Annotated in this window: 14 protein-coding genes; 4 read left to right on the forward strand and 10 right to left on the reverse strand. The window is 70.4% G+C overall.

Annotation, left to right across the window (positions count from 1 at the left end; all coding sequences use genetic code 11):
• Positions 1–30: 30 nt before the first annotated feature.
• From ACWCHM_RS18720 to ACWCHM_RS18730, 3 genes are all read right to left on the reverse strand, one after another.
• The gene (locus ACWCHM_RS18720) at positions 31–1,011 is read right to left on the reverse strand and encodes a sporulation protein (RefSeq protein WP_454219194.1); all 981 of its coding nucleotides are present in this window, start codon (positions 1,009–1,011) and stop codon (positions 31–33) included.
• A gap of 63 nt (positions 1,012–1,074) precedes the next feature.
• Positions 1,075–2,340: a Bcr/CflA family efflux MFS transporter gene (locus ACWCHM_RS18725; protein ID WP_454219196.1), complete on the reverse strand. Its 1,266-nt coding sequence runs from the start codon at positions 2,338–2,340 to the stop codon at positions 1,075–1,077.
• Between the two features lie 42 nt (positions 2,341–2,382).
• The gene (locus tag ACWCHM_RS18730) at positions 2,383–3,051 is read right to left on the reverse strand and encodes a TetR/AcrR family transcriptional regulator (protein ID WP_454219198.1); all 669 of its coding nucleotides are present in this window, start codon (positions 3,049–3,051) and stop codon (positions 2,383–2,385) included.
• Positions 3,052–3,107: 56 nt separating this feature from the next.
• Between ACWCHM_RS18730 and ACWCHM_RS18735 the strand changes: the two genes are divergently transcribed.
• On the forward strand, positions 3,108–3,962 hold the full coding sequence (locus ACWCHM_RS18735; RefSeq protein ID WP_454219199.1) for an alpha/beta fold hydrolase: 855 nt from the start codon (positions 3,108–3,110) through the stop codon (positions 3,960–3,962).
• A gap of 29 nt (positions 3,963–3,991) precedes the next feature.
• On the opposite strand, the gene ACWCHM_RS18740 is transcribed toward ACWCHM_RS18735, so the two are convergent.
• On the reverse strand, positions 3,992–4,912 hold the full coding sequence (locus tag ACWCHM_RS18740; protein ID WP_454219201.1) for an alpha/beta fold hydrolase: 921 nt from the start codon (positions 4,910–4,912) through the stop codon (positions 3,992–3,994).
• A gap of 56 nt (positions 4,913–4,968) precedes the next feature.
• Between ACWCHM_RS18740 and ACWCHM_RS18745 the strand changes: the two genes are divergently transcribed.
• Positions 4,969–5,583 carry a TetR/AcrR family transcriptional regulator gene (locus ACWCHM_RS18745; protein ID WP_454219202.1) on the forward strand — a complete coding sequence of 205 codons (615 nt, stop codon included), beginning with the start codon at positions 4,969–4,971 and terminating at the stop codon, positions 5,581–5,583.
• Here the strand turns inward: ACWCHM_RS18745 and ACWCHM_RS18750 are convergent.
• A complete protein-coding gene (locus tag ACWCHM_RS18750) occupies positions 5,570–5,911 on the reverse strand; it encodes a hypothetical protein (RefSeq protein WP_454219204.1) in 342 nt (113 codons plus the stop codon). The genes ACWCHM_RS18745 and ACWCHM_RS18750 overlap by 14 nt on opposite strands.
• 269 nt (positions 5,912–6,180) lie before the next feature.
• Positions 6,181–6,954 (reverse strand): phosphotransferase, encoded by a 774-nt coding sequence (locus ACWCHM_RS18755; RefSeq protein ID WP_454219205.1) that lies wholly within the window; start codon positions 6,952–6,954, stop codon positions 6,181–6,183.
• 87 nt (positions 6,955–7,041) lie between these two features.
• On the opposite strand from ACWCHM_RS18755, the gene ACWCHM_RS18760 reads away from it, so the two are divergent.
• The gene (locus ACWCHM_RS18760) at positions 7,042–7,473 is read left to right on the forward strand and encodes an NUDIX domain-containing protein (protein ID WP_454219206.1); all 432 of its coding nucleotides are present in this window, start codon (positions 7,042–7,044) and stop codon (positions 7,471–7,473) included.
• On the opposite strand, the gene ACWCHM_RS18765 is transcribed toward ACWCHM_RS18760, so the two are convergent.
• Together ACWCHM_RS18765 and ACWCHM_RS18770 are read right to left on the reverse strand one after the other, a co-directional pair.
• The gene (locus ACWCHM_RS18765; RefSeq protein ID WP_454219207.1) at positions 7,447–7,881 is read right to left on the reverse strand and encodes a hypothetical protein; all 435 of its coding nucleotides are present in this window, start codon (positions 7,879–7,881) and stop codon (positions 7,447–7,449) included. The genes ACWCHM_RS18760 and ACWCHM_RS18765 overlap by 27 nt on opposite strands.
• A gap of 56 nt (positions 7,882–7,937) precedes the next feature.
• On the reverse strand, positions 7,938–8,303 hold the full coding sequence (locus ACWCHM_RS18770; RefSeq protein WP_454219208.1) for a DoxX family protein: 366 nt from the start codon (positions 8,301–8,303) through the stop codon (positions 7,938–7,940).
• Positions 8,304–8,419: 116 nt separating this feature from the next.
• Between ACWCHM_RS18770 and ACWCHM_RS18775 the strand changes: the two genes are divergently transcribed.
• Positions 8,420–8,800, forward strand: a complete 381-nt coding sequence (locus ACWCHM_RS18775) for a winged helix-turn-helix transcriptional regulator (protein ID WP_454219209.1) — start codon at positions 8,420–8,422, stop codon at positions 8,798–8,800.
• A gap of 66 nt (positions 8,801–8,866) precedes the next feature.
• Here the strand turns inward: ACWCHM_RS18775 and ACWCHM_RS18780 are convergent, their stop codons facing one another.
• Together ACWCHM_RS18780 and ACWCHM_RS18785 are read right to left on the reverse strand one after the other, a co-directional pair.
• Positions 8,867–11,794: a phosphatidylinositol-specific phospholipase C domain-containing protein gene (locus ACWCHM_RS18780; protein WP_454219210.1), complete on the reverse strand. Its 2,928-nt coding sequence runs from the start codon at positions 11,792–11,794 to the stop codon at positions 8,867–8,869.
• 105 nt (positions 11,795–11,899) lie between these two features.
• Complete coding sequence (locus tag ACWCHM_RS18785) at positions 11,900–12,469, reverse strand: TetR/AcrR family transcriptional regulator C-terminal domain-containing protein (protein ID WP_454219211.1); 570 nt, start codon at positions 12,467–12,469, stop codon at positions 11,900–11,902.
• Positions 12,470–12,531 lie beyond the last annotated feature (62 nt).

Genomic DNA, 12,531 nt, shown 5'->3' on the forward strand with positions numbered 1-12,531 from the left:
GTCAGCGCCCGCGCCGGACCGGCACGGCTGTCACTCGAAGTCGCCGCCGAAGTCGCCACCGTCGTCGCCCTCGAAGGCGTCGTCGAGCAGCTCACCGGCGACCAGGCCACCGGCGACACCGAGCGCCGCGCCGGCCACCACGCCGCCCATTCCCGGCCCCCGGCCGTGGTGGCCGTGGCCGTGCATCGGGTAGCCGTGGGTGGGGGCGCCGAAGCCGGAGGAGGCGCGCAGGTTGCCGTACGTGGCGGTGGTCTCGCGCAGCCAGCCGTCGACGACCCGCACCCAGTCGACCCGGTCGACGTCGGCGTGCGAGACGGTGTAGCGGCCGAACACGTCGTGCCCGGAGCTGAGGAAGCCACCCCGCTTGTCGCACTCCAGCACCACCTCGACCCCGTGCGGGCTGGTCACGAAGGTCAGCTCCAGCTCGGAGATGGCCTGCGCGTACTGGGGTGCGGCGAAGAACTCGATCTCCTGGTAGAACGGCAGCGTCTGCTGCGAGCCCCGGATGTGGCCCCGCTCCAGGTCGGCGTGCTTGAACCGGAAACCGAGCTGCTGGAACGCGCCGAGGATGTGCTCGTGCACCGGCAGCGGGTGCACGTTGACCTGGTCGAGGTCGCTCTTGTCGACCGCCCGGGCGATGGCCAGCTCGGTCCGCAGACCCATGGTCATGCCGTGCAGACGCTGACCGTAGACGTCGGTGATCGGGGTCTCCCACGGCACCGGGAACTGGAACGGGATGGCGAGCTGCTGCTTGGGGGCGAGCTGGAGCGGGCCGCTGACCACCATCCGGTGGAACTCCATGACGCCTGCGTACTCGCTGTCGCCGCCCTCGATCTCGACCCGGGTGACCAGGCCGATGCCGATCTGCTCGATGTTGGCGGGGGCGTCCCCGCCGATCAGGTTCACGTTGCCGTCGAGGGTCAGGCCGGGCCGGGTGTTCGGGTTGGCCAGGACGGTGTCGACGCTGGGCCCGCCGACCCCGAACGCGCTCAGCATCTTCTTGAAGACCATCGGAACTCCCGCTTCACGGTCGGCGTACTCCACCGTGGAGCACGCACGGTTACCCTGCGCACCCTAACCGCCAGGACTGTGAAGTGGCTGAAAGGGCACACCGGGGCGGGCCAGCAGCACCAGCGTCGCGCAGGCCGCCACGAAGAAGACCGCCATGGCCGAGGCCATGGGCAGCAGGGTGGCGTACCCGAGGAGACCGGTGAGTGGCGTGACCAGTGCGCCCGCAAGGAAACCCAGACCACCCTGGAGCGCGGCGGTGGTGCCGGCGGAACGCCGGCCGGCCTCCTGCGTCAGCGCGGTGCTGGCCGGCAGGGTCAGGCCCATGCCGGCGACCACCACGGCGAGCAGCGTCCACGGCACGGCAAGCGGCCCCCCGGCCCGCCGGTCGACCAGGGCGACGACCAGCAGCACGAGGGTGGCCACCGTGGACGCGGCGAGCCCGACGGCCCGCAGCCGGCCGGCGCCGAGCCGCCTGACCAGCACCCGGAACAGCAACCCGGCGGCGGCCATGCCGGCGGCGTTGGTGGCGAAGATGAGGGTGTAGCGGGACTCGTCCACCCGGTAGGCGGTCTGGAAGACGAACGCCGAGCCGCCGATGTAGGTGAAGAAGCCGGCGATGGCCAGGCAGAGCACGATCAGGTTGGTGAGCACCGTCCGGTCCCGCAGCAGTCCCGCCATCCGTGACAGCGCCGCACGCGGGCCACCGTCGTGCCGGCGGTGCGCGGGCAGCGTCTCCGGCAGGCCGACCAGCGCGGCCACCGCCATCGCCGCCCCCAGCCCGGTGAGAGCGAGGAAGACGGTACGCCAGGTGCCGTGGTCGAGGATCACCCCGCCGACCGCCGGTGCCAGCACCGGGCCGAGGAAGGTCACCGAGGCGATGCTGCCGAACCGGGCGGCGGCCCGGTCGCCCTGCCACACGTCGGTCACCATCGCCCGGCCCAGCGCCACCCCGGTGCCGGCTGCGATCCCCTGCCCGAGCCGGGCGAGCACCAGCACCCCGGCGGTCGGGGCGGCGGCGCAGAGCAGCGACAGCAACGCGAAACTCACGGTGCTCACCAGGACGATGCCGCGCCGGCCCCGGATGTCGCTGACCGGGCCGAGCAGGAGCTGACCTGCGGCCACGCCGATGATGAACGCGGTCAGGGTCAGCTGCGCCATGGTGGCGCTGGTGTCCAGGGAGCGCCGCAGTTCGGGCAGGGCGGCGATGTACGCGTCGGTGGCGAACGGCCCCACCCCGGTCAGCAGCACCAGCGCGACCATGGACGGCCTGCCCGCCGCCCGGCCGGGTCGGTACGACGTGGACGGCGTCTTGACCCGCGGAGGTGTCACCCATGGACCGTAGACGAGCTGACCGTCGGGCGTCAGCCCACCTCACTTGGCGTGGTCGACGAGCAGTCCACGCAGGACGCTGCGCACCGTCGTGGCGAAGAGGTCGCGGGGCGCGGACGGTGACGGGTCGGTGATGGCGGCGGCCAGGTTCGGGTACGCCGACAGGTCGATGCCGGTGAAGCCGACCGGCGGCGCGGCGGTCTCCTGCCGGGCGAACAGCGACGTCACCCCGGTCATCACGGCGATCGCCTCGAACTTGGTGGTGGTCGCCGCCGGCACCGGCCGCAGGACGGACAGGCAGTGGTCGAACCAGGCCAGGCTCTGCGGGCCGGGGGCGGTCGGCCGGGGCAGGACCGCCACCAGCCAGGGGTGCCGCCGGTAGAGGTCGAGCTGTTGACGGGCGAGAAGCAGCATGGTGTCGAGCCAGTCGTCGCCGGCCTCCGGGTAGGGGCGCAGCTCACCCGCGGCCCGGTCGACCATGAGGTCGAGCAGGTCGTCGCGGGAGGACAGGTAGCGGTAGAGCGAGCCGGCGCCGGTGTGCAGCGCGGCGGCGACCGCCCGCATGGAGACCGCGCCGATGCCGTCGGCGTCGGCCACCGCGATCGCGGCGGCCACGATCTCGTCCCGGGAGTGCGAAGGCGCGGGACCGCGCTGCCCCCGGGTCGGCCGGGACCAGATCGGCGGACGCGCTGGCTCGTCGGGTGAGGTCACCGCTACACTCTAAAACTGCAAACGCCGTTCGCGGTTTCGATGTCGGGGAGGACGAGATGGAACAGCACTGGACCGTGCAGCGGGTACCGGCGGCCGACGACGCCGAGATCGTGCTCCACTCCACCGGCAGCGGGCCGGGCATCATCGTGGTGCACGGCGGCGGCGTCACCATCGGCATCTACCGCCGGTTGGCCCTGCGGCTGGCCGACCGGTTCACCGTGCACCTCTACAACCGCCGCGGGCGGGACGACGCGGCGGCCCGCGCCGAGCCCTACGACGGCGAGCAGGACGTCGACGACCTCGCCGCGCTGCTGGCCGCCACCGGGGTCGGCAACGTGCTCGGCCACAGCGGCGGCGGCTTCGTGGCCCTGCGCGCCGCCGCCCGGGGGTTGCCGATCGACCGGCTCGCCCTCTACGACCCGGCGGTGCAGGTCAACGGCCTGTTCCCGCTCGACTGGGTGCCCGCCGCCCGCGCGGCGGCACACGCGGGCGACATCGCCCGCGCCATGGCGATCACCGGGGCCGGCCTCAACACCCAGTCGGCCACGTCGCGCCTGCCACTGGCCGTCCAGGTGGCCATCTGCCGGCTGTTCCTGCGTACGCCGATCGGGCGCGGCATGGGCGAGCTGCTGCCGTCCACCCTGGACGAGAGCGCGCTGATCCAGCACCACGACAGTTCGCCGCAGCGGTGGGCCGGCGTCACCGCCGAGGTGCTGTTGGCCTGCGGCGGCAGTGGCCCGCCCTACTACCGGCCGATCAACGAGGCGCTGGCCGGGGCACTGCCGCACGCCCGCACGCTGGTGGTGCCGCGCGCCGGTCACGACGCGCTCAACCGGGCTCCGCAGCACCTGGTCGACGCGCTGGCCGAGTTCTTCACCACCCCGGTCACCTCGGAGCGGGCCCGCTCCTGACGAGCAGGCGAACGGGGGGCGGGCCGGCGTCAGCCGTGTGACACGGCCGACGTCGGCCCGCCACCGAGGAAGCCGGTCAGGATCTCGGTGAACCGGGCCGGTTGCTCCTCGGCGGCGTAGTGGCCGCAGTCGTCGATGACCGCCTCGGTGACGTCGTCGGCGGCCAGGCGCATCGTCCGGGCGACCAACGCGCCGCTGTAGAGCGCGCCGCCGATGGCGAGCACCGGCAGCGTCAGCCGGGTCTTCGCGCGCTGTTCGTTCTGCGCAATCGTCGCGTCCAGCGCCCGGTAGTAGCCGAAGCTGGCCCGTAGCCCGCGCGGGTCCGCGACGATCGCGTCGACGTAGACGTCGACGGCGTACGCGGGGATGCTGGTCGGGGTGGCGGCCTTGGTGGCGAACTGGTAGCCGAAGAACAGCCGCTCCCGGCCCCGGACCAGCGCCTCGCTGAGGTCGTCGAGCCGGTTGAAGCCGAAGTGCCAGAACCGTTGGCTGACCACGGCCGGGCTGAAGAACGACGGGGTCGGCGTGAGCCCGGGGACGATCGCGTCGACGACGGTGAGCCGGCCCACCCGCCCGGGGTGGTCGGCGGCGAGGGCGTACCCGGTCCACATGCCGATGTCGTGGCCGACCACGTCGAACCGGTCGTGTCCGAGGGCGGTCATCAGGGCGACGAGGTCGGCGGCAAGCGTGCCGGCGTCGTACCCGTCGTCGGGCTTGTCGGAGAGGCCGGTCCCGCGCTGGTCGACGGCGACGACGGTGTGCGTACGGGCGAGCGCGGGCATCACCATCCGCCAGGCGTACCAGGTCTGCGGCCAGCCGCCGACCAGCAGCAGCGGCGGGCCATCCCCGCCGGTGACGGCGTGCAGCCGTAGCCCGTCCAGCTCGACGAGCCGGCTGGCGAAGACGTCGGTGAAGCCGTCGGGCAGTCGCAGCGAACTCAGCGTTGTCATGCCGGCGACCATACCCATCTTGGAACGATCGATACAAGATGGGTATGCTGACGACCATGGCGGGTCGCAAGCAGTTCGACGTGGACGAGGCGCTACGACGGGCGATGCACGTCTTCTGGCGCTGGGGCTGGTCGGAGGCCTCCATCGACCGCCTCACCGAGGGCACCGGCCTGGGCCGCAGCTCGCTCTACGGCACCTTCGGCGACAAGAGCGCCCTCTTCCGCAGCAGCCTCCAGCTCTACACGCAGACCTACCACCCGCCGTACGACCAGGCACTGCGTGGCCCCCACCCGGACCCGGGCGCCGTGGTGGCCGCCTTCCTCCAGGTCACCCTGAACCGCATCGCCGACCCGACGGTGCCGGACGGCTGCCTGGTCACGGTGTCGGCCACCCAGTTCCCGGCCCTCGACGAGGAGGGCCGGGCGATGGTCCGGGCCGTGATCGACGGCCTACGGGCGATGCTGGAACAGGCGTTGCTGGCGGCGGGCGCGGGCGAACGGGAGGCCGCCGAGTGGGCGTTGTGCACGCTGGCGACGAACAAGTCCCTGGCGGTGCTGAGCCGCGCCGGCTTCTCCGCCGAAGAGCTGGCCACCGTGGCCGCAGCCGCCGCCCGCCCCCGGGGACCGGCTGTGCCGGTCACGCCGACCCCGCCCGCCTTCACCGACCGGTGAGCACCGGCGACGTGATCACCGACAACTCCAGCACTGCCGGCAACACCGCCACACCCGGACCACCGGCCCGAACCCAGGCGACCAGATCAGCCACCACGGCATCGTCGGCGACAAGCCCGAACCAGACCGGCCGCGCCCCGTGGCGTCGCGCGGCCGGACTGGGCTGCACCACCATCACGTTGGACTGCGCGCACACGTCCAGGCACAGACTGGTCCGCACTCGATGATCCGGCTCCAGAGCCTCTCGCAGACCGTCGAGCTGCGCCTCGTGATCGACCGTCGGATGCTTGGTCCGGCTGCCGCAGCAACAGTCCCGGCACACCGTCACCGTGCAACCCTCGGTCAAACCCGTTCCTCCCGTAGTGCCCCCTCACCACGGTAGCCGCGCCTCCGCCTTCGACCTCGGCCCAGAACTCGTCCGCGACGATCCACAGGGCTGCGCACCCCTGCTCATGTGACTACTGGCCCGTACGTCCATCGACGCATTCGCGGAGCAGGCCGAGCAGGCTCATCGTTTCCGTGGGCGTCCGTGTTGTTGCCGACGCGCTCACCTCGGCAAGAGCGGGTTGGTGGTGGCGTCTCCGCCCACGAGTGCGGTCACCGCGTCCAGAAGGTCGCCGGAAGGGCTTCGACGTCGGCCGCGGACCGCTCCAGCAGGGCCGCGACGGGCAGCAACGCGGTCGCCGCAGCATCCCCGGCGTCGGCCAGGTGACGGATCACGCCCGCCTGCCGCCGGGCCCGCTGCGGCACGGCGGCGGCGAACCCATCCCGGTCACCCTCATAGCCGTACGCGTCGAGCAGCAGGCGCAGCCGGCGGGCCCGCTCGCGTAGGTCGTCGTCGCCCAACGGGCTGCCGTCGCGCGGTGACGCCAGCGGCACCCAGGTCAGCGCGGAGAACGCCAGGTCCCAGTCCCGCGACGACGGGCCGGCGGTGTCCCAGTCGCAGAACCCGACCAGCCGGTCACCGTCCACCACCGCGTTGTACGGGGAGGCGTCCTGGTGCCCGACGACCAGCCCGGGGCCCATCGTGCGGCCGACGAACCAGCACTCGTCGGGCGGCGGCGTGAAGTCGGCGGTCAGGTCGTGGACCCGGCGCAGCCACCGGCCGACCTGGACCAGCATCGCGTCGTTCGTCGCCCATCCGGGCCAGGGCTCCCGGCCGCCGATCGTCTCCCCCGGCAGATAGCTGAGCATCTCGCGGCCCTGGTCGTCGAAGCCGAGGGCGCGGGGAGCGGCGTCGAACCCGGCATCCTCCAGATGCCGCAGCACCGCGTGCACGGTGGTCGTCCACCGCGACGCCCGCTTGTGTACGACACCGTCGATCAACACGGCACCCGTGGTGTTGCCGCCGGGAAGCACCTCTTCACGCATCTGCCCGGTATACCGGGCGTCACGCCGCCGACGACATCGAATTTCGGCCCCGGCCCGACTGTCCCACCCCTGTGTTCGAATTCCGGCATGCACATCATCGTCTGCGGGGCGCTCGTGGTGAACGACGCGGTCCTGCTGGTGCACCGCAGTCCGGCCCGCCTGGCGTACCCGGATCTGTGGGATCTGCCTGGGGGTCACGTCGAGGCGGGCGAGTCCGATCGACAGGCCCTCGCCCGTGAGCTGCGCGAGGAGGTCGGCGTCGAAATCGTCGCGGAGTCCTGCTCCCGGCTGGGCGACCTGCGGTCCGGCAGCGGCGAGGACGCCGTACACGTGGGTGTGTGGCACGTCGGAGCCTGGTTCGGCTCCCCCACCAACCGTGCGCCCGACGAGCACGACGACCTCGCCTGGGTCGGGCTCAGCGAGCTCGGCGGCCTTCCCCTCGTGCACGGTGGCCTACCGGCGCTGCTCCGTGCCCTGGACGGGCCGCCCGCCTCACGCCTGGTCGAGGAGGTGGCGTGACGGAAGGTAGTCGATCTTCGTGTCGGCGTAGACGCCGAGCGTGCCGTCGTCGAGGCACCTCAGGCCGACGCTGATCCAGCGCACCTCGCCGTCGGCACCGAGCGCGTAGCCGACCGCGACGGCGAACTCCTCACCCCCGCAGGGGCAGGAGCAGGAGTCGTAGCCCGTCTCGTCCCAGTAGTCGGCGCTGTCGCCGATGTAGGCGACCGCGCCGCAGGCGAGGCAGGTCCGCCGGGTCGCCTCCTCCTCGTCGATGTCGACGCGGAAGGCCCGGCCGGCGCACCCCGCGCACCGGGACTCCACCACCGTGTCCACCGGGTAGCCGCCTGCCGCGAAGTAGCGGAGGTAGTCGGCGAGGTCGTCGACGTTCTCCCCGCGCCACAACTTCCCGGACCTGTCGATTGCCATCCCGGCATTCTGCCTGGTGCAGGCGGCGCGTCGGCCAGCGGACGACCTCGTGCGGCTCAGACCCAGACGGTGGCCAGCCAGATCGCGACGGCGGCGGTCACCAGCAGGACGATGTTGAGCCCGATCTGGCGGGTCTCGCCCCGGGACAGGTGCACCGCGATGCCGCCGACCTGGATCAGGACGAACCCGACTGCCGCCGCGACCGCGAGCCAGGGTGCGATCCCGGTCAGCGGCGGCAGGACCAGGCCGACCGCGCCGAGCACCTCCAGCACCCCGATGGTCCGGACCAACGGCATGGGTACGCGGTCGACCCAGCCCATCATCGGTTGCAACTGCTCCCGGCTCTGGGCGACCTTCTTACCCCCGGCGTAGAGATAGAAGACGGCCAGCAGGGCGGCGACGATCCAGTAGGCGAGTGTCATGACGGGCCCTCCAGCTCTGAACCCAATGGTTACGAGAAGGAACTAGCCACATCATGTGTCACTATCGGGGGGCTTACAAAAGGCACACGGGTGTGCGTAAGGCACAGGGGGTGGTCATGTCGCAGTACGAACACACCTGCATGATCCGGGGCGACGGCGGCCGGACGATCCGGGCGATCCTGGACCGCATCTGCAACAAATGGACGCTGCTGATCGTGGCGACCCTCGACGCGGGCGCACTGCGCTTCACCGAGCTGCACCAGCAGATACCCGGCATCTCCCAGCGCATGTTGACGTTGACCCTGCGCCACCTGGAGCACGACGGCCTGGTGTCGCGGACGGCGTACGCGGAGGTCCCGCCCCGGGTGGAGTACGCGCTGACGCCGACCGGCAAGAGCCTCATCCCGCCCGCGCTGGCCCTCGCCGGCTGGGCCATCGAACACGTCCCCCACATCGAGGCCAGCCGAGCGCTCCACCAGACCGGGACGACGGTATGACGTCAGACCATGGAAGCAGCGCGGGTGCCCACCGTTGGGACGGTGGGCACCCGCGCTACCTGTGGATCAGAGGTTGCCGCCGCGGTTGAGCCAGGCACGGACCGCACCTTCGCGGTAGACGACGAGGTAGTCGGCTTTTCCGTCGCCGCTGATGTCCTTGAACTGGACGTACCCACCGGGATAGCCGGACTCGTAGGCGAAGTTGAGATGCTGCTCGAACCCGCCCGCGTCCTTCCCGCCCCGGTTGAGGAAGGCGTGCACGTTGCCCTGCTCACCGACCATGATGTAGTCGGCCCGCTTGTCGTTGTCGACGTCGGCGAAGCGCAGGTTGAACCGGCTGGCCCCGTTCACGCCGGGCGCCCAACTCAGCCTGACCTGCCACGCGGTGGTCCGGGTGGCACCGGGGTCCAGCGACGTCGGGTAGTTGACGTAGGCGTGCACCTCACCGGTGGCGCCCAAGCGCAGGTAGTCGTCACGGCCGTCGCCGTTGACGTCGGCGAACCGGATGTGGTCACGATTGACGTTGCTCACCGGAGCAATGTCACCGGCCTTGCGCACGAACCCGGACGGGCCATTGTTGTAATAGACCTCCATCGCCCCGACTTCGGACACCACCAGCACGTCGTCACGGCCGTCACCGTCCATGTCGGCCAACCGGAGCTGATCCGCGATGGGCGGGGCCGACGGATCCGACGGCACCTCGTGGACACCGGCCGGCGCGAAGATTCCCGTCCCACCGCCCCAGTAGAGCCAGGTGGGTTGTCCGGGCAGATCCTCGGTGTTGATCGCGATCCGGACCGTGCCGTCCTTACGGATCTGCACGTAGTCGGCCCGCTTGTCGCCGTCCATGTCGGCGATCTCGGTCCGATCGTAGTTTCCGGGACGTTGCATGCCCGGGGCGATGACACCCAGCTTGCGCCACCCCTCACCGAGCGCGGTGATCCCGGAATCGGGGTCGCTGTCGCTCGGGTCGTCACAGGTGGAATCGGGGTTCTCGGGGTCGAGGTCGCGGATCCAGCCGAGATCCTTCGCCGTCACGATGCCGGCATAGAAGTCCCGCCCGAGCTTGTCGTAACCCTCGTCGTCAGGGTGGGAGTCGTTCTCCAGACCGTCGGTGAGCGTCAGATCATCGGTGTCCACGAGCAGCACCCGCTTTCCGGCTGCACGCAACTCGTCGACGATGCGCGGCAACTCGGCGTTGAAGGCGTCGATGCGTGGTTGCAGGCCGGCCTTACCGGTCGGGATCAGCTTCGCGACCACGACCACCGCCTTCGGCGAATCCTGCAACGCCTGACTGATCAGGTTCTTCAGCCGCTGGGGTGCCTGGGCCAGGTTGAAGTCCTGGTTCATGTCGTTCGTCCCGGCGTGCAACGTGATCACGTTCGGCTGGTACTGGGTCGCCCAGCAGACGGCAGCCGTCGCGATCTGATCGATACGCCAGCCACGGTGACCTTCGTGGGCGTTCTCGACCATCGAGCCGGTCTTCACCGAGCCAACGAAATCCACCACGTTGCTTCTGACGTGCAGCTTCTCGTAGAGCTTTCGGCGGTAGCCGTTGCCGTCCGTACTCTGCTCGCCGTAGGTGATGGAATCACCGAGCGGCATGACCCGCAGCGGCGGGAACTGGACGCCGGCCGGGGGCCAGTCCCGGTTGTAGGCGAGGATCTCGTCCAGCAGCTTCCCGCCGGGAAAATCCATCATCAGAATGCCGAAGCGCTTGAGTGCCGGCTGGCCGCCGAAGCTGCCGGGCCGGCCGGGATAGAACTCCGGGCACCGGCCGTCGGTCCCGTGCAGGCACTGGATGAGGAACTCGTTGACCCCGGTGACAGTGCCACCCTCGGCGACGGTTCTCGGCCAGACGCTACCGCTCTTGCCGCTGGCGCTCAGGTAGTTCAGGTAGAGCGCGTCCGGCTGGTAGGGGTACTCCTTCTCGCCGGGTCGCTGCTGGTCCCAGACGCCATTGGTCCTCCGCAGGTGTGTGCGTACCTTCTCCCATTTCTCGTCGATGTCGAACATCGTGTCGATTTCCCAGTCGTCCTGGATGTACTCGTTGCCGCCGTCGTTGGTGGGGTACAGGGCCTGCAAGCCGTACCCGCTGAACAGGCCGCCGTTCTTGTTGCGGAACCCGGTGAGGACGACTTTGCCGCGCACGTCACCCAGGGTCGGGGTGGCGGCCCGGCCGTCGGCGTCGACCGACTCGTCGTAGAACAGGTCCCGGTAGGACGTGCCGGGGATGGTGTCGTTCCCGACACCGGTATAGGTCTTCCCATCCAGATATCCCTGGAAGATCCTGGTCGCCCACGTGTCGCCGGGATAGCCGCTGGCGTCGGAACACGAGGTGCTCCCGCCGAGGCACTCAGCCTTGAGGTTCAGCAGGATCGTCTCGCCCGGGTTGGCCGCCAGGAAGTCACGGGTCCTTCCGAGTACGTCGTCGAAGTTCGCGTACTGGTAGTAGGGACCGTGGTGGACGGTGAACCGCAGTCCTCCGTCATCGCTCTTGTCGACGCGCACCCGAATGTCGATAGCCCGGATGCCGGCGTTGTACTGGGTCGTCAGGGTCTCCCCGCTCCAGCCGTGGAACTCCTGCGTCTTGGTGATCCCGGTGCTGATCGGGTCGCAACTGGGGTCGATCGGGGCCGGCGGGTTCGAGCTGGACGACGAGCCGCACATCGCGAGACTGTCGTGGGTCCCCGGGATCGACATCCAGGCGAGGCTCGTCGAACTGGGCAGGCGGCTCATCCACGTCTGGTTGGCCGGTGACGCCTTGGTGATGTCCCCCGCCCAGTCGCTTGCCATCGCCGGTCCGACCGGGACCGCCACTGCCGCCGTGGCCAGGGAGAGGACCGCAACCGAGAGTACGCTGACGGCCCGCGCGTGAGCGCGCCGTCGTGGCCGGAGCCTGGTGATCCACGACCCGGGGTGGAGGTTTCTTCGCCGGAATGGGGCTGCGGCATGTCTACTTGCGTCGTTTGGCCTTGCGATCCACTGGGTCACCGCCGAGAGGGTACGGCACGCTGACGTCGCCGCCGTTCCACAGCGGGTGAAGGCCCTCTGCGAGCACGAGAACCCGCCGTCGGCCGGGGATGTGATCGAGGGACGTCAGCGGCCTGCGGTCGACACCCGGGCGACGAGACCACCGAGGATGAGGGCCAGGCCTGCCTCGAAGGCGGCTTCGTGACCGATGGGCGGCACGTTCGCGCTGTCCTGCCGTCCGTCGTCGGCCTGTTCTTCGAGGACGCAGCCGACCGTGAAGCGACTCGCGGCGAGCATCGCCATCCGGGCGTCCGCCTCCCGTACTCCGGCGCCCGTCAGGAACGCCATCTTGTGCGCAAGCCTGCCGAGGTCGCCGGGGCCGGGCAGCAGGCCGGCGTGCAGGCGTGCGCCATCCCGGCGGATCAGCAGCGTCCGCCGGAAACTGCGCGTGTTCTCCAGGAACCACTCACGCCAGTCGTCAGCGGGTTGCGGCAGCGGAGCGTTCGCGTGCGGTGCCATCGCCGCCTCGGCCATCGCCGCCAGAAGGTCTTCTTTCCGGCGGAAGTGCCAGAACAGCGACGGCTGTTGAACGCCGAGCCGTTTGGCCAACTGCCTGGTGCTCACCCCATCCAGCCCCACCTCGTCGAGCAGATCAAGCGCTTCGGCGACGACGGTCGCGCGGTCCAGTTTCGCCACCTTGGCAACCTATCACCGATAGGTAATGCTTCCCGGCAACCTATCACCGATAGAGAGGTCGG

This window comes from Micromonospora sp. SCSIO 07396, assembly GCF_053667945.1.